The 21,369-nt window shown below is 66.7% G+C and carries 18 protein-coding genes; 2 read left to right on the top strand and 16 right to left on the bottom strand.

All coding sequences use genetic code 11. The features are described from left to right. The first annotated feature begins 186 nt into the window (after window positions 1–186). Both WT60_RS17435 and WT60_RS17430 read left to right on the top strand, forming a co-directional pair. Window positions 187–1,374 carry an MFS transporter gene (locus WT60_RS17435; RefSeq protein WP_038744436.1) on the top strand — a complete coding sequence of 396 codons (1,188 nt, stop codon included), beginning with the start codon at window positions 187–189 and terminating at the stop codon, window positions 1,372–1,374. A gap of 113 nt (window positions 1,375–1,487) precedes the next feature. Then, complete coding sequence (locus tag WT60_RS17430) at window positions 1,488–2,030, top strand: single-stranded DNA-binding protein (RefSeq protein WP_059670605.1); 543 nt, start codon at window positions 1,488–1,490, stop codon at window positions 2,028–2,030. 94 nt (window positions 2,031–2,124) lie between these two features. On the opposite strand, the gene WT60_RS35605 is transcribed toward WT60_RS17430, so the two are convergent. The 16 genes from WT60_RS35605 to WT60_RS17350 all read right to left on the bottom strand — a co-directional run bounded on the left by WT60_RS35605 (window position 2,125) and on the right by WT60_RS17350 (window position 21,361). Next, window positions 2,125–2,568, bottom strand: coding sequence for a MoaD family protein (locus WT60_RS35605; RefSeq protein ID WP_269434498.1), 444 nt, complete (start codon window positions 2,566–2,568; stop codon window positions 2,125–2,127). Window positions 2,569–2,597: 29 nt separating this feature from the next. After that, window positions 2,598–3,770 carry a molybdopterin-synthase adenylyltransferase MoeB gene (moeB, locus tag WT60_RS17420; protein ID WP_060356809.1) on the bottom strand — a complete coding sequence of 391 codons (1,173 nt, stop codon included), beginning with the start codon at window positions 3,768–3,770 and terminating at the stop codon, window positions 2,598–2,600. 506 nt (window positions 3,771–4,276) lie between these two features. After that, window positions 4,277–4,954 (bottom strand): hypothetical protein, encoded by a 678-nt coding sequence (locus WT60_RS17410; RefSeq protein WP_060356811.1) that lies wholly within the window; start codon window positions 4,952–4,954, stop codon window positions 4,277–4,279. 35 nt (window positions 4,955–4,989) lie between these two features. Beyond that, entirely contained in the window at window positions 4,990–5,988 is a 999-nt protein-coding gene (locus WT60_RS17405; protein WP_060356812.1) for a methyltransferase dimerization domain-containing protein, read from the bottom strand. Window positions 5,989–6,037: 49 nt separating this feature from the next. Beyond that, the gene (locus tag WT60_RS17400; protein ID WP_059575835.1) at window positions 6,038–7,378 is read right to left on the bottom strand and encodes an MFS transporter; all 1,341 of its coding nucleotides are present in this window, start codon (window positions 7,376–7,378) and stop codon (window positions 6,038–6,040) included. After that, window positions 7,375–7,989 carry a hypothetical protein gene (locus WT60_RS35235; protein ID WP_060356813.1) on the bottom strand — a complete coding sequence of 205 codons (615 nt, stop codon included), beginning with the start codon at window positions 7,987–7,989 and terminating at the stop codon, window positions 7,375–7,377. The genes WT60_RS17400 and WT60_RS35235 overlap by 4 nt, the downstream gene beginning before the upstream one ends. Then, the gene (locus WT60_RS17395) at window positions 7,986–8,594 is read right to left on the bottom strand and encodes a TIGR02466 family protein (RefSeq protein WP_161788635.1); all 609 of its coding nucleotides are present in this window, start codon (window positions 8,592–8,594) and stop codon (window positions 7,986–7,988) included. Before WT60_RS17395 ends, WT60_RS35235 begins: the two co-directional genes overlap by 4 nt. Beyond that, on the bottom strand, window positions 8,584–9,351 hold the full coding sequence (locus tag WT60_RS34535) for an HEXXH motif-containing putative peptide modification protein (protein WP_038744429.1): 768 nt from the start codon (window positions 9,349–9,351) through the stop codon (window positions 8,584–8,586). The genes WT60_RS17395 and WT60_RS34535 overlap by 11 nt, the downstream gene beginning before the upstream one ends. Before the next feature lies 1 nt (window position 9,352). Next, on the bottom strand, window positions 9,353–10,003 hold the full coding sequence (locus tag WT60_RS17390) for a TfuA-like protein (RefSeq protein ID WP_059575837.1): 651 nt from the start codon (window positions 10,001–10,003) through the stop codon (window positions 9,353–9,355). After that, window positions 10,000–11,226 (bottom strand): YcaO-like family protein, encoded by a 1,227-nt coding sequence (locus tag WT60_RS17385; protein WP_060356814.1) that lies wholly within the window; start codon window positions 11,224–11,226, stop codon window positions 10,000–10,002. The genes WT60_RS17390 and WT60_RS17385 overlap by 4 nt, the downstream gene beginning before the upstream one ends. Before the next feature lie 157 nt (window positions 11,227–11,383). Continuing rightward, a complete protein-coding gene (locus tag WT60_RS17380) occupies window positions 11,384–11,698 on the bottom strand; it encodes a hypothetical protein (protein WP_038744427.1) in 315 nt (104 codons plus the stop codon). Between the two features lie 847 nt (window positions 11,699–12,545). After that, window positions 12,546–12,821 carry a hypothetical protein gene (locus tag WT60_RS17375; RefSeq protein ID WP_060356815.1) on the bottom strand — a complete coding sequence of 92 codons (276 nt, stop codon included), beginning with the start codon at window positions 12,819–12,821 and terminating at the stop codon, window positions 12,546–12,548. Between the two features lie 165 nt (window positions 12,822–12,986). Continuing rightward, on the bottom strand, window positions 12,987–13,304 hold the full coding sequence (locus WT60_RS17370) for a hypothetical protein (RefSeq protein ID WP_038744425.1): 318 nt from the start codon (window positions 13,302–13,304) through the stop codon (window positions 12,987–12,989). 127 nt (window positions 13,305–13,431) lie between these two features. Then, a complete protein-coding gene (locus WT60_RS17365) occupies window positions 13,432–14,400 on the bottom strand; it encodes a hypothetical protein (RefSeq protein WP_059575841.1) in 969 nt (322 codons plus the stop codon). Beyond that, the gene (locus WT60_RS17360; RefSeq protein ID WP_038744423.1) at window positions 14,397–14,840 is read right to left on the bottom strand and encodes a hypothetical protein; all 444 of its coding nucleotides are present in this window, start codon (window positions 14,838–14,840) and stop codon (window positions 14,397–14,399) included. The genes WT60_RS17365 and WT60_RS17360 overlap by 4 nt, the downstream gene beginning before the upstream one ends. A gap of 422 nt (window positions 14,841–15,262) precedes the next feature. After that, the gene (locus WT60_RS17350; protein ID WP_060356816.1) at window positions 15,263–21,361 is read right to left on the bottom strand and encodes a toxin TcdB middle/N-terminal domain-containing protein; all 6,099 of its coding nucleotides are present in this window, start codon (window positions 21,359–21,361) and stop codon (window positions 15,263–15,265) included. Window positions 21,362–21,369: the final 8 nt, after the last annotated feature.

Below are 21,369 nucleotides of genomic sequence, written 5' to 3'. Positions count from 1 at the left end.
AACCTGCTACTATAACGACTTTTCGAGTCCGTCGTTTCAGGCTCCCAACCAATTCCCGCGCCACCCGGCAGCGGGCTTTCGCGACGCCCGGGCCGCAGCGAGGCGGCGCGCGGCGGCAGGCGGCCGGCCCGGATCTCCCGCCGCCCGGCAGCGGGCGGACCACCGATTCAATCGAACACACGCCCGATGTCCAATCCGTCCGCTACCTCCACTCGCATGAGCGCACCCGAGCTGCGCGCGACCGCGTCGCTCGCGGCGATCTTCGCGCTGCGCATGCTCGGTCTGTTCATGATCATGCCGGTGTTCTCCGTCTACGCGAAGACGATCCCGGGCGGCGACAACGTCGTGCTCGTCGGCATCGCGCTCGGCGCTTACGGCGTCACGCAATCGCTGCTTTACATTTTTTACGGCTGGGCGTCGGACAAGTTCGGGCGCAAGCCGGTGATCGCCGCGGGCCTGCTGATCTTCGCGCTCGGCAGCTTCGTCGCGGCGTTCGCGCACGACATCACGTGGATCATCGTCGGCCGGGTCATCCAGGGAATGGGGGCGGTATCGTCGGCGGTGCTCGCGTTCATCGCGGATCTGACGTCCGAGCACAACCGAACGAAGGCGATGGCGATGGTGGGCGGCTCGATCGGCATGTCGTTCGCGGTCGCGATCGTCGGCGCGCCGATCGTGTTCCACTGGGTCGGAATGAGCGGGCTCTTCGCGATCGTCGGCGCGCTGTCGATCGCGGCGATCGGCGTCGTGCTTTGGGTCGTGCCGGACGCGCCGCGGCCCGTGCACGTGCCGGCTCCGTTCGCCGAAGTGCTGCACAACGTCGAGCTGCTGCGCCTGAACTTCGGCGTGCTCGTGCTGCACGCGACGCAGACCGCGCTCTTTCTCGTCGTGCCGCGCCTTCTCGTCGACGGCGGGCTGCCCGTCGCGTCGCACTGGCAGGTCTATCTGCCGGTGATGGGGCTCGCGTTCGTGATGATGGTGCCGGCCATCATCGTCGCGGAAAAACAGGGAAAGATGAAGCCCGTGCTATTGGGCGGAATTGCGGCTATCCTGATCGGCCAACTGTTGCTCGGCATGGCAACGCATACGATATTGATTGTCGCGGCAATCCTGTTCGTCTACTTCCTGGGCTTCAACATTCTGGAGGCGTCGCAGCCGTCGCTCGTGTCGAAGCTCGCGCCGGGTTCGCGCAAGGGCGCGGCCACGGGCGTGTATAACACGACGCAGTCGATCGGGCTCGCGTTGGGCGGCGTGGTCGGCGGCGTGCTGCTGAAGCACGGCGGCGCGGACACGGTGTTTTTCGCGTGCTCGGCGCTCGTAGCCGTGTGGCTTATAATCGCGGCCGGCATGAAACAGCCGCCGCGCAAAGCCTGACACGCGAACGCCCTTCGAAGCGCACGGCGTGTTGCCGCTCCGGCACACGCCGGCCGATGAAGCCGTGAACGGTTTTGCCGCGCTGTTTGGCATCGAATCAACTGGAGAAACACATGGCATCCGTCAACAAGGTCATTCTCGTCGGCAATCTCGGCGCCGATCCCGAAGTGCGTTATCTGCCGAGCGGCGACGCGGTGGCGAACATCCGCCTCGCGACGACCGATCGCTACAAGGACAAGGCGTCCGGCGAATTCAAGGAAATGACCGAATGGCACCGCGTCGCGTTCTTCGGCCGCCTTGCCGAGATCGTCAGCGAGTATCTGAAGAAGGGCTCGTCGGTGTACATCGAGGGCCGCATCCGCACGCGCAAGTGGCAAGGCCAGGACGGCCAGGACCGTTACTCGACCGAAATCGTCGCGGACCAGATGCAGATGCTCGGCGGCCGCGGCGGTTCGGGCGGCGGCGGTGACGAAGGCGGCTACGGCGGCGGTGGTTACGGCGGCGGCCGCGATACGGAGCGCAGCGGTGGCGGTGGTCGCGCGTCGGGCGGCGGCGCGGCGGGCGCGCGCAACGGCGGCGGTGGCGGTGGCGCGAGCCGCCCCAGCGCGCCGGCGGGCGGCGGTTTCGACGAGATGGATGACGACATTCCGTTCTGAGACGCCCCGACCGTCTCTCTTCGAAGCGGTAGCCAGAAAGCTCGCAGCCCTCGTGGTTGCGGGCTTTTTTGTTGGCAGTGCGTCGCGGCGCGGGCTAGCCGCCGGCCACGGCCGGCAGGATGGTGATCGTATCCCCGTCCCTCAGACGAGCAGAAAGGCCGCCGTTGAAGCGGATGTCGTCGTCGTTGACATAGATGTTGACGAAGCGATGCAGTTGATCGCCCTGCATCAGTCGTCGTTGCAGGCCCGGGTAGTTCCGCTCGAGGTGGGCGATGGCTTCGATGACGGTCTGGCCGTGCGCTTCGACGTATTTCTGATCGCGCGTCAGCGAGCGCATGATGGTCGGAATCTGAATCGTAATAGTCATGGCGGGCAAGAAAAGGGAATCGGTTGGGCGGGAAGCGGGGGCGTCGGCAACACGGCGAGGTTGCCGACCGATGCCTTCCGCAGTTGTTTCGGCCGCGCGAACGCTCTGCATGTGCCTTCGCGCGCGCCCCGGCCGCAATGCGTCGGCGTCGCGCGCCGGATTCGTCTGCATCGCAACGGTTGCGTCGACGCCCGACGCGCTCAATATGACGGCAGCGACGGATCGATCAGGCGGACCCAGGCGAGCACGCCTCCGTCGAGATTGCTGACGTCCGTGAAACCGGCGCGCCGCATCGCCTGCACGACTTCTTGCGAGCGGGCGCCGCCTTTGCAGTAGATGACGGTTCGCCGAGATTTGTCGAGCGTCGTCATGCCGCCGGCGAGCATCTGCTGTTTCGGGACGAGCCGCGCGCCCGGAATGCGAACGAGATCCCACTCGTTCGGCTCGCGCACGTCGATGAGCTCGAGCGGCGCGCCGGCGTCCAGCAAGCGCTTGAGTTCCGCAACGTCGACGCCGGGTGCGATCGTCTCCCCGTTCGGCGGCTGCCGCACGGCGGGATTGCAGAAGTGCCGATAATCGGCGAGCGCCGTGATCGGCTGGCGCCCGGGCGCACGCCGCAGCGGCAGGAACCGGCAGCGCATCTCCAGCGCGTCGTAGACCGCAAGCCGGCCGAGCAGCGAATCACCCGCACCCGTGATGAGCTTGACGGTTTCGGTCGCCATGATCGACGCGATCGATGCGCACAGCACGCCGAGCACGCCGCCTTCCGAGCACGACGGCGCCAGTTCCGGCGGCGGCGGCTCGGGATACAGATCGCGGTAATTGACGCCGATGCCGCCCGGCGCCGCTTCCCAGAACACCGACGCCTGCCCCTCGAAGCGATAGATCGATCCCCAGACATACGGCCTGTCGGCCAGGACGCAGGCGTCGTTGACCAGGTAGCGGGTCGCGAAATTGTCGGTGCCGTCGACGACGATGTCGTATTGCCGGAACAACGGCACGGCGTTGTCGTTGTCGAGCCGTTCGTCGTGAGCGCGCACGTCGACATGCGGATTCAGATCGAGAATCGCGTCGCGTGCGCTGTCGGTCTTCAAACGGCCGACCGTCGACATTCGGTGGATGACTTGCCGCTGCAAATTGGAGATATCCACGCGATCGAAATCGACGATGCCGAGCGTACCGACGCCCGCCGCCGCGAGATAGAGCAGCACGGGCGAGCCGAGCCCGCCCGCGCCCACGACGAGCACCCGGCTTCCCTTGAGGCGCTGCTGACCTTGCAGGCCGATCTCGGGAAGCAGGATGTGCCGGCTGTAGCGGGACAATTCCTCGCGGGATAACGGCGGGCGTCTCGTGACGAGCGGGGGCAGTTTCATGGGGCGTGGTCCGATTGCGATTGAAGGCGGTGGGGGGCGCGATGAGCGCGCCGATTCGCTGCCGGTCGACGCGGCCGAGCCTCGACTTCCGATCGCGGTTCACCTCGCGCGTGTGCGGGAAGATGGCGCCTGCGGCCGGATGCCGTGGCTCGGCGTTCGTGCCGAGCGCTTCCCGGATGACTGCTTCGGGGCGACGCTTTCCCGAACGGCAGTTTTCGGCGTCGACGTCGAAGCGTTTGATCCGCGCGCCGGTCGCTGCCCGATCGAATCCCGGTGCCGCAGGCGGACGACGATGAAGCGGCGGAAGGCGCGGACGACGCGGATGCGCGCATCGCGCTGCGTTCCGCCGGGCTCGAGCCGCGTTCGAAGAAGACGGCGGCGATCACGCACGGGGCCGCCACGTCGCGCGCCCGCGATCGCTCCGGACGGGCGAGCTGCCGAGAACCGCGGATGCGGAGGTTCGACGAGCGCATGGGATCGGCGATCACGATGTCGATGGCGGCGTCCTAGTTTTCCCGCTTCAGAAACCAGTCGCTTTGCGACAACGCCGAATCCCCCATGCCGATTTCCATGTACGCCTTGCCGCTTCGGCGGCCGATCTGCAGGCAGGGAAACGGGTATTTCCCGAGCGGGTTGTTCGTATAGAAAAACGGGATTCGGCTGCGATGCGGCTTCAATATGTCGGGCCCGCACACCACGTCGTCGTAGTGATCGAATGCGAATCGCGGGTGCCCGATATCGAAGTCGTCAATGCAGATCACGCCGTGATCGATCAGCTCCAGCTCTTGCCCGAGCGGCCAATCGTCGTACCAGTGCGCGTCGAGATAGACGAAGGGGCGCTGATATTTCGGCAGATGGCGGCGGAGAAATTCGCGGGAATCCGCATGTGTGGCGGTGACGTTTGCCTGCGCGCGCAACCGGACTTGCGCGAACTTCGCGTTGTCGGGATCGATGTCGCAGGTCAAGACGGGCAGGTCTGGGTAAGCGTGGCTGAGATAGGCCGTTGTGTCGCCGCGGAAGCTGCCGGTTTCCAGTATGGCGTCGCATCGATGGAAGCGAATGAGGTAATCGGCCTGGAGCGCCACGGTGATGTCGAAGCCGAACGGCCCTCCGCCGTCGCTCAGATGATCTCCGCCCGTTCGCTCGACTTTGTAGAAATTGCTGTAGACGTTGGATGCGTTCATGGTGGCAGCCGAAGCAGTGAGTGGATCGATGGGGACTAGCGAGAGAAGAGCCAGGTTCGTTCGTTGATCTGCGTGCGTACCGGATAGCCGGCATCCGAGAAGATCGATCCGATTTCGGACTCGGTGTAGCTTTCCCGGTGCGGCGAGGTGGCGGCCATGTACGCGTTGTCGATGAAGCAGGGGCGGGGCCCGGTGCGCGCGTCGTTCAGGAATCGATTGATGACGAGCATCTTGTCGACGTGCTCGAACGTGTTCCGGGCCCGCTCGAGCAGCATCCGGACTTCGTCGGGCGGAAGATAGTGGAGCGTTTCGCGGAATATCGCCATGTCGACCGCGGGCAGCGGCGCACGGCGATCGTCCTCGCGGGCTGCTCGCCGCAATTCGAACGGATGGCATTGCACGCGCTCGCCGACGCGCATCAGCGACGCGACGCGCCGCGCGACGCTCAGGACGTCGGGCCGATCGAGCAGCACGACGCGGCAGCGCTCGGAAAATTGCGCGAGCGCCATGCCGAATACCCCCGCGCCGCTCGCGAAGTAGGCGACGTGGCTGTCGGGACGCACCTGGCCTCGAGCAACGAGGTCGCTCCAATCCTGCATCGCGAGTCTCGCTTCGTCCGGCCAGGACACCAGGCTCTTTCTCGCATAATGAACCCACTCGGGCTGAAAGGCCGCAGACGTGACGTCGATCGCGGGCGCGTCGTCCCGCAATGCCGAATCGAGGTTGCGCAGCGCTTGGAGCCACTTGTCGTAGATGGCCGCGCAATAGCCCGTCCCGTCCGGATGCAGGAACGTCGCGGCTTCTTCGCTCGCGCTATAGCGCGTGTCCGAATCCCGTTCGACGAGCCCGATCAGGACCTGCGAGTCGAGCAGCACGCTGGCCGCGCGCCGCGATAGCCCGAGCTTCCGCGCGATCGCCTCCGCCGGCGCCGGCGCGCGCGTGAGCGCCGAATACAAGCCGACGCGCAAGGCGGCGAAGAATGCATGAGGCAGGATGCTTTGCGCAAAGATGATTTCCAGGGAGTTCGGGCTCATGGTATGGGTCGATGGAGTGGCGAACCGGATTGCCTGCCAGGCTGATCCGTCAGCCGGCCATCTCGCGGCCGCCGGCGTCAGGCTTGAGGAACGCAGCGGGATATAGCCGCTGATACGCGTTTTCGGCGTCGCGCTCGGTCATCTCGAGAACCTTGCGCGAGTTCGGAATGAAGTAGATCGCGACCGCCGACACGATGCAGATGCCCGCGATCGATCCGAGCGCCGCGTCGATTCCCGCGCGTTGCGTGGCGAACGTGACGAAAGCGATTCCGGGCGTGATCGAAAGAGAGACGAGAAACGATGCGGTGGCGAACATGCGGGTGCGATAGTGCTTCGGCGTGGCCACCGCGCGCAGTCCGCCGATATTGACGAAGATCGTCATCATGAACATCCCGCCGATGAACAATGCGCCGCTCATGACGACGGGCTGACGCGTGACGGTGAACGAAAAGATCATCGCGGCGAGCGCGGCCATCGACAGAAACACGGCATGCTGCTTGCCGACGGCCCGGTTGAGCCACATCACCACGCGCATGCCTCCGACGAACATGCCGGCGCAAAAAATGCCGTCGAAGATGCCGAGCATGCTGGCGGGGAAGTTGAGCACCTGAATGACCAGGTAAGGAAGCGCGACCAGAAAAAACGCGGGGAGCGCGAAGTTCGCCATGCACGTCATGACGCAAAAATAGAAGTCGACCTTCACTTGATAGAAGGTGCGGAGGCCGGCGGCGGTCTTGCGCGCCCATGACGAGAGAAACGACATCGCGCCGGGCTGCTCGGCGCGATTGTCGTCGTCGATTCGAAGCGGAACGAAGATCAAGCAGGAGGCGCCGGCGAATGCCGCCGAGGCGAGCAGGGTTCCGGCCGCGCCGAAGACCGACACCATTGCGCCCGCCATGAGCGGGCCCAGCAGCTTCGTTCCGCTTGCGAGCGCGCCCCGTTGCGCCATGACTCGCGTGACCTGCCCCGCCGGCGCGATGGACGCGATCGCAACGTTGGTCAACGGTTCGATCGCGCCGACGAACAGCGACAGGACGATCGACAAGAGCATCGCGAGCGGGAAATGATACGGACCGAATCCGGCCCACGCCGCGAGGATCGCAATCGTCGCGCCCTGAAGGCACACGGCCGATCGCAGCACCTTCATCGGATTCCACATGTCGCCGAGGGCGCCCACGCCGAGCGTCGACGTGGTCTGGGCGAAGGTCATCGCGGCGAGCAGGCTGCCGAATTCGACCACCGAGCCGTTGATCTTCAGAACCCACCATGCGAACGCGTAACGGAACGCGTCGCTGGCGAGCCCGACGCAGACGAGGCCGATCTGGAGCCGCGTCACGTTGACCGAGATCGATTCGATCTTCAGGATCTTCAGGATTCGATTGGCGTTCATGCCGAGGCGCGCGAACGGTCGGCGCGTTCGATGTCGTTTACGTCCGGGCGCCCGTCGAGATCGAGTTGACGGTGCTCGGGCCGATCGTGCGCGCCGGGCCGCTTCATGACCAGTTTGGCGCGCAACAGGCGGATCTCGTGACCGGCGTTGACGGGGAGAACCGCGCAGCGCAGCCATGCCGGGTAGCAGACGTATGCGCCGGGCCGCGCGACGAATTCGAACGGCCGGCCATACGGCAGGCCGGGAACGAAGACGCTGGCGCAGCCCGCGCGGGGGTCGCGGATCATCAAGGTGCCCGAATAATTCGCCGGTGGCGCGGCCTCGTCGCTCGACACGTCGAGCACGACGATGACGATGTGCGTCGCGTCGGGCATGTCGTCGCACAGCGCTTCGAGGTGTCCTGCGGACCAGGTCTCGATCCGCGGCTCGCGGAGTTCGGCGTCGCCGAGCGCCCGCGCGTGCGGCGCGTCCGCGACGATCGGGCCGATCGCGTCCTCGAGACGCAGGATGCCGGCCGGATCGGCGGCGCGCTTTTGGGCGGCGGCCAGCGCATCCGGCGGCATCGTTCCCGACAGGATGTAGGTGGGCCATTCGAGTATCAGGTCGATCATCGGCTCATCCTCGGCATCAGGTAGATGTTGAACGGCACGCAGATGCGCTCGCCGGCCTCGTAGTGAGGATGCACCCAGTGCTCGAGCCAGCTCGGGAACAGCAGCAGCGATCCGCCGACCGGGCGGATCGTCCGGATGCTGCGCGCGGTCACGGGCGCGGCATGGCGAGGGTCGATGAATTCGATCGCGCCGTCTCGCGCGGCGGATGCGCAGCCGGCCGGGGTGCGAACGTAATACACGCCGGACCAGACCGAGCTGTGGTGGATGTGATGGTTGTGGTGATGCCCCGCGCGATTGATGACGCTCCACCCTTCCAGGATGACGTCGAAGTCGTCGGTGGTGATGCCGGACAGCCGGTTCATCTGGCGCATCGCGGTGGTGATGCGCTCGACGAGGAACGTCCTGTCGGCGTCGTCGTGACCGAAGAAGTCCGCCGCGGATTGCCATGCGTCGGCGTTGCTGGCCTTCGCGCTCGGCTCGGTCGACGCGCGCTTCGAGATCGCGTCGGCGAGCCGCGCGTTGATCTCGGCCGCGTCGTCGAGCACCTGCCGGTAAATGAACACGGGCCAGCACTGCCACAGTGACGGAGCAATTTCACGAAACAAGATCGCCTCTCCTGGGGAATCGTTCATTGGATCGGGCAAGGAGCGACGCGATTTCGGCGCCGGCCGGAAGCAATGAATCGTGCGGCAGCGCGCGCAGAATGCCGACGCAGCCGTCCAGATAAGTGAGCAGGTCGCGGACGCGCCGTTGCGACGGCGCATCGGCCTGCCTCGCGTACCAATGCGCGAGCGTCGCGGCGACGTGCGCCGCGCCGATGACTTCCGTCGGATTGCGATTGGCGGTTCCGGAAGGCAGGACGAAGACTTCCCGGTAGTCGATTCGATGAAACGGCATCAGTTCCTCGAGGAAGTACATCCAGTTATGGCAATGCTCGTGGATGATCTGCTCGCAGAGTTCTCGTGGCGTGGCGAATGCGGCGTCGGAGAGGAACACGCGTTGCGGTGTCGCGTAGCACGAGCACCCGATCACGTCGCTGCTGTCGAGCCGGTGGTATTTCACCGGGAACAGGATCAGCCGCTGCCATTCGGGCGCCGCTTCGACGATGCTCGCGCGCGCCGATCGCACCTGCTGCAATTGCAGGGCGGAGAGCGGGAGCAACGGGAGATCGCAACCGATGCCGGCGGCGCCTCGAAGCTTCAGGGCTTGATCGGGATCGAGCCAGTCGGCGTCGATGGCGGGACCGACGATGTCGTCGCCCAGGATTTTTCGCACCCGGCCGATCAGCGTCAGCAGCAGGTCCGATTTGAACGGCTCGTCGAGGAAAGGGAGTCCGTGAAAAATCTCGTCGATTTTTTTCATGTCAACTTGCCCAGGGCTCGTCATGGAGGAAGTTCTCCAGGTCCCGCGACTTGACCCGGTAGCGCTGCGGATCGCCGAGCGCGCGAAGGAGCGCGCTTCGGTCGACGCCCTGTTGCGCGGCCGAATCGATCAGCGTCTCCCAGGTCCGCTCGCCGAACCATCGTTCGCGCAGATCGCCGATGATTCGCGCTGCCTGTTCATCGGACAAAATTTCGCGGGCGACCAGGTGGCGCGCACCTTCGCGCAAATGAACCAGCGGCTCCGAAATCGGCGCGTACGGAGGGCGAGGCGAGTGAAGCATCATCACTTCGTCATCCGGAAGATCGGGATCGTCGACGAAGCGCTGCGCCACCGAGCCATACGGCGTCATGCCGTACCGTTGCAATTCCGCGGCGCGTATGGCTCCCATCGAGGACAGCCCGAAGACGCGCACGCCGGCGTCGAGCATTTCCAGAATCTCCCAATGGGCGACGGACGGCACGTCTCCAAAGCGGCCGTCGATCAATGCGACGGCCGCGCCGCGCGAAAGCGTGCCGCCCAACGCGCGGATGTCGCCGCGCGCGGCCGGTCCGTGAATCACCAGATCCGGGCGGACCAGGAGCCGATTCGGCAAGCCGAACGCGGTGGGGCCGACGAACACGTGGCAGATCACGGCCGCCCTCCCGTCGAGCGAATGTAGTCCAGCAGGCGCCGCCCCACCTTGCCGGTGGCGCGGGAGAAGTGCTCCATTTGCGGAATGACGACGCGCACCACCTGGAGAGGATCGTCCGGCTGCGTGAAACGATGGCGCAGGACCCGCGCAAAGCCGGCCGAGCGGATCTCGTCGATCAGCCGCGCGACGGCGTGCTCGGGCGAGCGCTTGCGGATGTCCTGTTCCGTGACCTCGATGCCGCTCGAATACGCGTCGAGGATGTGTTCGATCTCGGCTTTGCTGGCGTCGTACGTCTTGCTTTCCGATGGCGCGAGACGTTCGTCGAGATCGTCGCGGCCGCCGTGGATCACCGTCAGGCGGCTTTGAACCGCTTCCAGCAGGGCGGCGCGAGCGGCCGACTGGAAATCCGAGTGGCACGCCGTCCCGCCGTTCACGTACGACAAGCTGGCGCCCTCCGTGGCCGCCACGACGGCGTCGACGAAAAAGAGGCCCATGTCGTACCGGGAGCGCATCTTGAGCGTCAGTCCCGCCGCGTCGATCCGCTGCGCAAGCCCGGCCGCGTCCCCGGCCAGCAGGCGCAGCGGCGTCGCGCGGGAGCGGGGCGAGACGGTGTCGAACGACTGCTGATGCCGTTCGACCACCTCGCAGATCGCGTGCAAGGTTGCTTGTTCGATCGTCGTTCCGCACGCCATCCCGCAACTGGTGGCCCGCAGGAAGTTCGCTCCGTACGGGGGCGGGCACGGCATGAACACGCACTCCATCGGCACGAATACGTCGCCCGCGCCCGAGAGGTTTTCGAGCGGCACCCAGCCGATGGGTTGCGTGCGCTTCAACGTCGCGCCCAGTTCCGGGCAAAAGTCGAGTATCGAAATGCCGTGCTCGGCCTGCATGGCGGCCGAGGACGCAAAATGCGCGGTCTCGGCCGGTATCCGCTCCGCATGCCAATACTCGATCGCCTCCATGATCGCGCTGATCCTGGCCGCTTCGCGCGTCATGCCTTTGCCGGCATTGACGGCGAGCGTCAGCGACAGCGGGCGAATGGCCGAATACACCGGCACGCCGATGACGTCCATCCGCGTGATATCCGTCACCCGCGTGATTCCGCAGCGTTCGAGATAGGGTTGCGTCAATGCCAGCGTTTCGGCCAGGTCATGTGACGACGGCGGCATGAACGACTGATTCGAAGATGAGGATGTCTCGAAATAGACCGGATGTTCTTGCATCACACTGCCTGTATGAAAAGCAAATGTGGCATGTCAGTCATGCGCAATAAAGATGGAAATCATTGAGGCGATAAATGAATCGATAATCGCCCGACAGTAAATGCTGCACTGCGGGGCGACTTGAATCATTTAGGGGTGATTCGTCGAGACGAAAGGATCAGTTCTTGAAGACCTTTTTCGATTCGATCGTTTCGTCGATGGTGCTGCGACTGACGATTTCCTCGACCCTGGCGCCGTCCTCGCTCTGGATCGGCCGGGACAGGCGGACGGAAACCTCGGCGCGGATCTGGAAGTTGTTTTGCACGGCGGCGCTGTGAAATTGCGCCGTTTCGCGCAGGCCGTCGCGGAACAGATCGACGAGACGTTCGATGTCGCCGTCGTTCAGATCGATGCGTTCGATTTGAGCACGTTCCTCGTCGGTCGTGCGGCGCGTGATGTTTTCATACGGGAAAGGTCCAGCGACGATACTCATATATTGCTCCTCAATGGATAGATCAACATAAGAAGACATCAGTCAGCATGAAGTCGGATTGCCGCCATGGAATTTTTGTAAATAATCAAAAAAATTGATTATCCGGTTTGACAAATATCCAAGGCCTGGGAAGGCTAGCATGTTAAATAAACAAACAGCAAGCTAATTTAAAGGTTCCTGTCTAAGATGACAGGTTATTGATTCGGCGCATGAATTGAATCGAAAGACATGGCCCTAATTCACGGTAATGGCGAGTTGCACGAAAACCGCGACGTTCGGAGGGAGGCGTGCCGTGTGAAATCGGTTCGACGGCGCTTCGGCGGCGTGCATGGATCGCACGCGTGCGGCCTTGCGCGATACGCGGCGTGAAACGATCGGCCGGTTAGTGAGGACGGGTGATCCGGCTGGCGCCGCGCGTGCTCGCATGCGGCATTCGGAATATTCCGCGTTTGTCGAGATTGTCGCGTTTATTGCGTTGATCTCGTTGATCGACGCGCATCGGGAACGAGAGATCCTCGGATTTGTGCGACGCGCAACCGGCGACGGCCGAACGTTCAACAGGATGTCGCCGAGTTGCGCGGTGCGCGCGGCGCCGTGCCGGACACAGGCGCGCCGAGCGCATGTTCGATTCAAGTGTCGGCGATGGCCAAGGTTGCCCGTCTGCATTGAACGTTCGCGAATGAGTTTGCTGCGGTCGTCGCGCGATCGATGGCGGCCCGCCGACGGCATGCGGGACGTTTCCGGTTCGGATGATGTCGGAGCCGTCGAGATGCCGGCTTCGCGCATGCGGCGGCGGACGATTTCGGCGTACGCGTTCGGGCGGCAACGCATCGCGTGCCGGTCACGCTCAGGTGTGCTGGCTGTCGTTCGCTTCGTCGAACGCGCCCGTTTCTAAATCGTTCTTGAAGTGCTGGAGCCAATCGCTCGCGTCGCCGAGCGGATATTCCCTCGTCACGTGCGTCGAGCGTCGGGTGATCGTGACGAAGCCCATCTGGCCGAAGTTTTCGTCGCTCTTCGGGTCCGTCGTGTCCGTTTCGCGAAGCGCGAAATCGCTTCCCGACAGGCCGCGGCCGTGCAGCGCCGCGAGATAGTCCTTGTGTTCGTTCGGTTCGATCAGTCGCATGGTCGTTCTCCCGTGCGTTCGATGTTCAATGAGCGCGCCGCGCGTTTCGCCGCGCCGACGCGATCGGCGTCGCGCGCCTCACGCGCGGCGGGGCCGACGATCGACATACGTCGTCTCGCGTGGCGGGGCGTCGTGCGGGGCGGCTTCGTGGCGCGGGAAGGGGCGTCACCGACGCAGGCCCTTCATGTTTTCCGCTTCCATGGCCGCTCGCCATTCCTCGTTTGCCTCGATGGGGTCCATCTCGTCTTCCACCGACGACATCGCGCGTTCGGCGACCGCTCGCGTCTCGTCCGACAGGAAATCCGCCGCGCCGGCATCCTCCTCCGGCGGCAGCATCATGTCGCGAATCATCGCCTGCAGTTCAGGCGTGTCCCACGGTAAGCCGCGCTGAGTTCGAATCTTGATGTAATGCCTTACTTCAGCGTTCTGCTCGGGCGTCAACGGCAAGCCGCGGAAGGTGCTTTCAGGGTCGGGAGGAATCATGGTGTGTTCTCCGGCTTTGGCGCCTTTAGTTTAGCGCTGTGGGACGGCCGGAGGGGATAGCGGAAGTTGATCCATGCGGAGATTCGCGCCTGTTCGGCCGTCGGTCGGCATGCGCACCGGTGTGTCGTCACGCGCCGTTCGTCGTTCGCGTCTTGCCTTCGTCGCCGGCTTTCGGATGCACATACGGCAATTCATGGGGAATCCCTTGGCGCAGGAAATTGCTGATCGCCTGGTTGATCCGCCTCTCGGAGGCCAGGTTGTCGGCCATCGGAAAATGCAGCCCCTTGACCATGTCGAACCGGTGGATGTCGATGGCCGCATTCATCACCGCGCCGAAGGCGGCGGCCGATTCCACCGCCGCGCGGTAGCCGAGGCACGCCATCGCGACGAACCCGAAGGGCACCAGAAGCCAGTATCCGTGACGCAACAGGAATCCGAACGACACGAGTGCGCAGACGACGAACGTGGGCACGAGACGAACGGAAACGTCGAGCTGGTTGCGGGCGCTATCGACGAGGCGGCCCAGCCCCTCGCCGATGTGCGGGTAGAGCCTCGGCCAGACGGTCACGGCGTCGAGCCCGTAGCGGCTGGTCGCGAGATCCTCGGCCGCTCGGAGCGCGTTGCCGAGGCTCGTCGGAAGCAGCCGGTCTTCGGCGGGGTAGTACTTGAGCAGCCGGCGCGCCGCCGAGTCGACTTCCGATTTCCGGCTCGGTGTCGGCGGCTGTTCGATGTTTTGCACGATGGCGACCAGCGCGTCTCTTTTCTTCTTCTGCCGATTCAAAAAGAGCTTCCCGAGGCGGCTGGATGACGCCAGTTTTCCCCAATAGCCCTCGAGCACCCGCACCAGCGCTTCCTGCAACGGCATGGTGAGGAGAGACAATACGAGCACGGCGAATATCAGCCCGAGCGATTGGGTCAGGTCCAGTTCTCGTATCGCCTTCGCAAAACTCGCCCATGACGGGGACGCCGCAGGCGCGCCCGACGCATTCAGTCCCACGATCAACACGGCCACCGACAGGATCGGCAGGAACGCGACGAGGAAGAACCTGGCGCCCAGCTCCTTGAATCCCGCTTCGAACAGCGCGTCGAACTTCATGCCGGGGACCCCGCCGCGACTTCCATTTCACGGGGCGAATGGCCGTTCTGACACTTGGGCGGCGGCACGCCGTCGAGTGGAATGATGTCCACCTGGCGATGACATTCCGGACATTCGTATGTCCGCAGCACGAATCGGGCGACGCCCGGCAGCGATCCTTGTCCGGCGCCGCCGAAACTGGTCAAGAGAAGCTGAAAGTCGCCGGAACGTTTCGCCTGCGCCATCGATTTCTTCGTCACCAACGCCGAGATCGATTCGAATTTGGGATTGGCTCGGTGGATATAAAGTTTTACGACGAATTCAGGATGGGCGTCCAGGTAGCCGCTTATCCAGTCGAAAGTCGCGGTGACGTCGGTTTTAACCGGAATCCCGATGCGAGCCGATACGGGCTCCACCGTCTCGGCCTGAATGGCGTCGAATATTTGCCTGAACGCTTTCATCGCACTCTCCAGCCTCGCGGCATCTCGCTTCGGCGCCGGCGTCCGGTTCAGTCGGCCGGTTGCGCCTGTCGGGGCACGCTCGAAATCGAGCGCGTGCGGCCTCGCGCGAAGCCACATGCGCCGATCGGAGCGGCGGGCGCTTGCGTCGACGCTCGGTCGCGTGCGCGCGGGTTCAAAAGCGCCGACGCGTCGAGCGCGCGAGACGACGCGCGCTCAGGAGAGCGAACGGATCTCGGCGATGTTCCGCGTGAGCGAGCTCGCCGCGGGCGAGCATTGCGCGGCGGCAAGCGATCGCCGACATTCGACGCCCGGCGATGCGTGCGATGCGTGCGGCGTCGAGCGCTTCCCATTTCGTTTTCTGTCTCGTTTCCCATGTCGTTCCGTTTGCGAGCACGGCGAACCGCGATCCGGGTTCGTTTGCGTCACCCCGTGTTGCTCGGATTCCCCGATCCGAACGCCTTGTTGAACGCCGTCTCGAAGCTGTTCACGCCGTTCGCGTCGACGATTTGCGCCATCGTCGCCGCGTAGTCGATGAAGTAGGGCGCGGCGCCGAGCAGCAGCGAGATCTGGTGCGCGTAGCTGAGCCCCGCCTGGTCGAGCGCCATCGACGTGTCGACGAGCCCCGCGAATCCCGCGTCGTTCAGCACGCCCGGCCCGAGCCATCCGATCGGAATCGAGAACCAGCCCGCCGCCTGTTCGTTCGTCGTCACGAGGTTCGGCAGCAGGCCGAGCATGTTGCTCGCGTTGAAGCCGTTCGGCATCGACAGTTGCGCGAGCGATTCGGTCACGCCCGCTGCGTTGTCGGCCGAGTTGATCGCCGTCGACGTGCTCGTGAAATCCGCGAACTTCTGGCCGAACGCGCCGATGTTCAGGAAGTTGTCCGGCTTCGCCGCGCCGCTGATGCCCGTGCCCGCGATCGCGCCGATGCCCGCGCCGAGCAGCGTGCCGAGCACCGCGCCCCATGCGGCGCCCTTCGCCATCGCGATCAGCATCGATTCGGCGTTGCCCTTGCCGCCCGCATAGCCGATCGCGAGCCCCGTGCCCGCGCCCGCGAGCGTGCCCTGGATCGCGCCCGCCGCGACGAACGACAGGAATGTTTTCGTGCCGCCGATCAGCGTGTCGATGCCCGCCGCGGCCGCGCCGCCGAGCGCGCCGCCGATCAGCGACGTCGCGCCGCCCAGGAACGCGCCGAGGAACGCGCCCGCCCACAGATTGCCGCCCGCCTTCTGCGCGGCGAGCTCGCCCGCGATCGCGCCGCCCAGGCTGCCGAGCGCGACGCCCGCGAGGAGCCACCCGCCGATGTTCGCGGACAGCACGCCGAGCGCGACGAGCGTCGCGCCGCCCGTGAAAATCGCGCCGACGACGCAAGCCGCCGCGAGGATCGCGACGCCGATGATCTCGAGCACGCTCAGGAAGCTGCAGCCGTTCGGGTCCGCGAGCAGGATCGGATTGCCGAGGCAGTACGCGTACGGGTTCCACGAGCCGACCGTGTACACGCTCGTCACGACGGGGTCGGGGCTGATGAACTGGCCTGCGCGCGGGTCGTACCACCGCAGGCCGTGGCAGACGAGGCCCGTCGCGTCCGTCGCGCCGAGCGCGAGCGCCACCACGGCGACGCCGCCCGCAAGCGCCGCGCCGTCGGCCGGGCGCGCGTAACCGAACGGCGTTTGCCGCACGCGCGTGCCGTACGCGCCGTTCGAATCGGTGACGAGATCCATCACGCCGAGCGCGTTCGGATGCACGAAGGTCAGCGCGCCGCCGATGTCGGCCGCGATCCGCTGCCTGCCGAACGTGATCCATACGATCGCCGCGTCGCCCTGGAATTCGATGTCCTCGGTCGGGCTGAAGTAGGTTTGCGCGCCGTTCTTCGTCGAGCGCGCGCGGCGGCCCTGGTAGTCGTAGGTGTGCGCGATCTGCGTCGCGTCGGGCAGCGTCACGCCGCTCAGATGATCGGCCGCGTCGAACGCCGCCGCGCCGAAGCGGCCCGTCGTCATCCGGCCGGCGGCGTCGAACGCGATCGCCGCGCCGCCGATCGACGCGAGCCGGTGCGTGCCCGGCTCGTACGTCAGCGCGCCCGCGTCCGTGGCGGCCGTCGCGTTGAACGCGTCGTCGAAGGTCCAGCCGTGCGTGTCCGCGGCCGTCGCGCCTTGCCGGTAGTTCGCGCTCGTCAGGCGGCGCAGCGCGTCGTAGCCGAAGTCGACGCTGTCGTCCGCGGCGTTCGCGCTCGCGAGCGTCGTGGCGAGGCCGTCGCGGCGCGTGAGCGTCGTGTCGCGCAGTACGTTGCGCGATGCGTCGAGCACGCGTATGCGCGCGATGCCGCCCGCGTTCGCCGCGTAGTCGATCAGCGTCGACGCGCCGTTCGCGTAATCGATCGACGTCAGGCGTCCGAACAAATCGTAGGCCGCGTCCTTCACGACGCCCGATGCGCTCACGAGCCGCCCGTCGGCCGCATAGCCGTAGTCGATCGTACGGGCCGCGCCGCCCGGCGCGGTCGCGGGCAGCGTCGCATTCGCGAGGCGGCCGAGCGCGTCGTACGCGCGCCGCATGACGAAGCTTTGCCCGGTGGCGGCGACGGTGCGCGCGGTGGTCGTCTTGCGTCCCGCTTCGTCGTATTCGAAGACGACCGCGCCGATCTCGTCGGTGATGCGCCATACGCGCGTGAAGCGATTCGCGGTAATGCCGTCGGCGGGCGGCGCGCCGCTCGCGTCGGCATATTCGTAGCGCACGCGCGGCGTCGCCTCCGCGTCGTGATACACGTTCGTCACGCGGTTCATCGCGTCGACGTCGGTGCGCACGATCTGGCCCGCCGCGTTCGTGCGCGCGCGCTGGTTGTCCGATGCGTCGAGGAAGAACACCGTGCGGCCCGTGTCGGGGCTTTGCTGCGCGAACACGCGGCCGAGCAGGTCGAGCGTGAACGCGACGTGCGCGCCGCCCGGCAGCGTCACGTCGCTGACCTTGCCCGACGGCGCATAGCCGTAGCGCTGCTCGACCCAGTGATCGCCCGCGTTGCGCGCGACCGACACGAGCTGGCCCGCCGCGTCGTACACCTGCCGCTCGACGTCGGCCGCCGCGGCGCCCGGCCATGTCTCGCTCGTGATCACCGTGTCGCCTTCGCGGCGGCTCGTCACGACGAGCCCGTCGGGCCGCGTGAGCTGCACGAGGCGGCCGAGCGCGTCGTAGATCGAGGTGGTCGCGCCGGTGCCGTCGGGCGGCGGCTGCCAGCCCGCGCCCGTCGCCGCGTACGGCAGGAACGATGCGGCGACGAGGCCGCGCGCGTTGCGCCGCACCGCGTTCGTGACGGTCCATTGGCCGGGCGCGGCGGCGGGCGTGCCCTTGCCGAGCACGTTGCCCGCGCCGTCGATCCACGTGACGGCGGGCACGGTGTCGTTGCCGCCGTGCGCGCTGCGCGTGGCGCTCGTGATCGTCGAGATCGCGCCCGCCGCGTACGCGAACGCGATCGTCGGCAGCGCGGCCGTGTCGAGCGGGCCGATCGTCGCGACGACGCGGCCGAGCGCGTCGAATGCGTCGGTCGTCAGGTGGCCGTTCGCGTCGGTGAGCGACGCGGTCTGGAACACGCGCGCGTCGGTCGTCGCCGACACCGCGTTGCCGAGCGCGTCGATCACCTTGACGACGCGCTGCCCGTTCGCGTCGTATTGCAGCGTCTGCTGCGCGCCGAGCGGGCCTTTCGTCGCGAGCGTCGGCCCCGTCGCGTTCGATCCGCGCGCGTGCGCGCGCCGCGTCTTCCACCAGCCGGACGCGTCGCCGCTCAGCCGGTGGTAGCCGTACTGCGTGAGATCGGGCGGATGGTCGCCCCAGACCGACGCGGCGAACGCGTCGTCGAACACGCGGTCTTCGATGCGTGTGACGAGGCCTTGCGTCGCCTGGCCTTCGGGTAATCCGGTGAACGCGTCGCCGTCGTAGAAGCAGATCGATGCGGACACGATGCCGCCGCCGGGCGCGGTCTGCGTGATGCGTGCCGGCAGCCTCAGGTTCTTGCCGCCCGTCGCGAGCGTGGTCGTCGTCGTCACGTCCTGGTCGAGCGCGGCGACGCCCGTGCGCTGCGCGCGCGTGCGTTGCGACGTGACGTCGCCTTCGTTCGTGATCGCGAGATAGTCGACGGTGCGCGTCGACACGACCGCGCCTTGCCGCTCCCAGCGCTCTTCAGTCGACGTCGTGCAGTACGGCACCGCGATTTGCTTGCCGTTGCCCGCCGTCGACGCGACGAGCAGCGCATCGTACGCATGCCGCGTGATCGAATACGGCCGGCTCTCGAGCGGCGAGCCGTCGAGCCCGTACGTCGCGGTGACGAGCGGCTTGCGGCGCAGCGCGCCTAACTTGAGCGCGTCGTCGTTCGTGAGCGGGCGGCTCGGATCGGCCGGATCGAGCCCGAGATGAAACGTCGTCTCGACGCGCAGCGTCGGGCACGACGCGTCGCCCAGCTGTTCGCTGTCGACGCGGCCGAAGCCGAGGAACGTGCGCGTCGCGGGATCGTAGCGCGCGTCGTGATAGGCGTAGCGGGTCGACGTCGTCGCGCCGGTGCCGTGGTCGGTCTGGTCGGTGCGCGCAACGCACTGGATCGGAAACGGATGATAGGTTCGCCACGGCGCGCCGGCGGTGGCGTCGTCGCGCGCGTATTCGGTGCTCGTCCGGTAGCCGATGTGCGTGCTCTGCGCCGCGCCGTGCGTGAGATCGGTCAGCAGATACGGCTTCGCGCCGCCGCCGAGATCGAGATAGGCCTGGCGCGACGCGCCCGCGATCGACGGCAGCTGGAAATGCACGCCCGCCGTGCCCGAGCCGAGCAGGTCGACGACCCGGTAGCTGCCCGGCAGCGCGACCGGCGTGCCGGGAATCGCGACGGGCGCGGCGAGCCGCGTCGCGCCGACGTTGCGCCATAGCGTGACGGATTGCAGGCCGACGTAGACGAGGTCCGCGCAGCCGTCGCCGTCGACGTCATACAGCGCGAGCCGGCGCGGATCGAAATCGCGCGCGAACGCGGGCGACGGCGTCATCGCGATCGCCGCGTCCCAGCCGCCGTCCGCGCGCGCGGGCCAGTACGTGAGCCCGCTGCCCGTCACGCGCACGATGTCCATCAGCCCGTCGCCCGTCATGTCGGCGAGATGCACGTGCGGATCGGCGAGCGATACGGGCGGCGTGCGCGCGGGCGGCAGCACGCGCGGCGCGTCGGACCACGTCGTCGGGCCGTCGCGCAGGTACATCAGCCAGCCGCGCCCGGTGTCGAGCAGGATGTCGGTGATGCCGTCGCCGTTCAGATCGAGAAAGCGCAGCCGCACGTCGCTCGGCGAGACGGCGGGCGCGCGCTCGAACACGATCGGCCGGCCGAAGCCCGCGGGCTCCGAGCCGCCCGGCGCGGATAGCGGGTAGTAGCCGGAGAACGGCTCGTCGAGCACGAGCACGTCGACGCTGCCGTTGCCCGACATGTCCGCGAACGCGACGGACGGCGCCGACAGGCGCAGCGGCGCGGCCGTGCGCGCGAGCGGGCGCGGCGCGCCGAACCGGCCGCCGCCGAGGTTCGGATGCATCGTCGGCATGCCGTCGCCGAGATGGACGATGTCCGGCAGCCCGTCGCCGTTCAGGTCGACGAGATCGGTGTTCGGATCGGACAGCGGCGTCGTCCAGCCCGTTACCGGCACGAGCGCGGGCGCGCCGGGCTTCGAGTACGCGAACGTGCGATCGGGCGCGGCGAGGATCGAGCCGTCCGCCGCGTGGCCTTGCTCGCGGATCGTCGCGAGCAGCGAGCGGCCGTGGCCGTTGTCGTCGTCGTACAGCAGCGTCCAGCTGCGCACGAGGCTCTGCGCTTCGGTTCTCGCGTGCAGCTCGATGCGGCTGCAGCGCTTGTCGAGCGTGACGGGCGCGCCGTAGCCGCCGTCGACGAGCACGTCCGGCCGGCTCTCGTAGACGAACACGAGCTGGTACGTGCCCCACGCGATCGTCTGCGGCACGCGGTTGCCGCCGTCGGCGAGCCACGTGTACGCGATCGCGTTGCCGGCGCTGTCGGTGCAGCGATCGACGAGCCACGCGGCGGGCAGCGCGCCGCCGTCGCCGATCTGCGCGTTCGCGCTCGTGCCGAGCGTGTACTGCGTATCGGTCTTGTCGGTGGCCGTCCACGACGCGCCGGTGAATTCGATCAGCAGTCCTGTCGCATCGACGATCGGCCGAAAGCGCCGCGCGCCCATGTCGACGAGCTCGCCGACGCCGACGAGCGTGCACGCGCCGGGCGGCGCGGGCTCGGCCGCGCCCGTCGCCGGCGTGATCCTGCGGCGGATCGTCATCAGCCCGAGCGACCAGCCGAGGCCGAACGGCCCGTCGCCCGCGCCCGCCGAATACTGCAGCGTGTGCGGCGGCGTGATGCCGTTCGGGCCGGCCGGCACCGTCAGATCGAACTTCAGCGTCGCGGTGCCCGTGTTCAGATCGACGCTGAAGTCGCCCCCATCGCCGCTGACCGATCCGCCGCCGGAAGGCAGGTTCAGGATCTCGTCAGCGGTACCGCTTGTCTTGGCCACGGTTCGCC

Origin of the sequence: Burkholderia sp. MSMB617WGS, assembly GCF_001532025.2 — a bacterium.
Classification (GTDB): Bacteria; Pseudomonadota; Gammaproteobacteria; order Burkholderiales; family Burkholderiaceae; genus Burkholderia; species Burkholderia savannae.
The sequence above is the reverse complement of the archived record's forward strand: the minus strand, read 5'-3'. Positions and strand labels throughout refer to the sequence as shown.

Coding starts and splice junctions, on each gene's coding strand:
- WT60_RS35605 (WP_269434498.1), bottom strand. CDS start 2,568: ATGCAGACGAATCCGGCGCGCGACGCCGACGCATTGCGGCCGGGGCGC.
- WT60_RS17365 (WP_059575841.1), bottom strand. CDS start 14,400: ATGAAGTTCGACGCGCTGTTCGAAGCGGGATTCAAGGAGCTGGGCGCC.
- WT60_RS35235 (WP_060356813.1), bottom strand. CDS start 7,989: ATGATCGACCTGATACTCGAATGGCCCACCTACATCCTGTCGGGAACG.
- WT60_RS17410 (WP_060356811.1), bottom strand. CDS start 4,954: ATGAACGCATCCAACGTCTACAGCAATTTCTACAAAGTCGAGCGAACG.
- WT60_RS34535 (WP_038744429.1), bottom strand. CDS start 9,351: ATGAAAAAAATCGACGAGATTTTTCACGGACTCCCTTTCCTCGACGAG.
- WT60_RS17405 (WP_060356812.1), bottom strand. CDS start 5,988: ATGAGCCCGAACTCCCTGGAAATCATCTTTGCGCAAAGCATCCTGCCT.
- WT60_RS17380 (WP_038744427.1), bottom strand. CDS start 11,698: ATGAGTATCGTCGCTGGACCTTTCCCGTATGAAAACATCACGCGCCGC.
- WT60_RS17375 (WP_060356815.1), bottom strand. CDS start 12,821: ATGCGACTGATCGAACCGAACGAACACAAGGACTATCTCGCGGCGCTG.
- WT60_RS17360 (WP_038744423.1), bottom strand. CDS start 14,840: ATGAAAGCGTTCAGGCAAATATTCGACGCCATTCAGGCCGAGACGGTG.
- WT60_RS17370 (WP_038744425.1), bottom strand. CDS start 13,304: ATGATTCCTCCCGACCCTGAAAGCACCTTCCGCGGCTTGCCGTTGACG.
- WT60_RS17435 (WP_038744436.1), top strand. CDS start 187: ATGTCCAATCCGTCCGCTACCTCCACTCGCATGAGCGCACCCGAGCTG.
- WT60_RS17385 (WP_060356814.1), bottom strand. CDS start 11,226: ATGCAAGAACATCCGGTCTATTTCGAGACATCCTCATCTTCGAATCAG.
- moeB (WP_060356809.1), bottom strand. CDS start 3,770: ATGAAACTGCCCCCGCTCGTCACGAGACGCCCGCCGTTATCCCGCGAG.
- WT60_RS17430 (WP_059670605.1), top strand. CDS start 1,488: ATGGCATCCGTCAACAAGGTCATTCTCGTCGGCAATCTCGGCGCCGAT.
- WT60_RS17400 (WP_059575835.1), bottom strand. CDS start 7,378: ATGAACGCCAATCGAATCCTGAAGATCCTGAAGATCGAATCGATCTCG.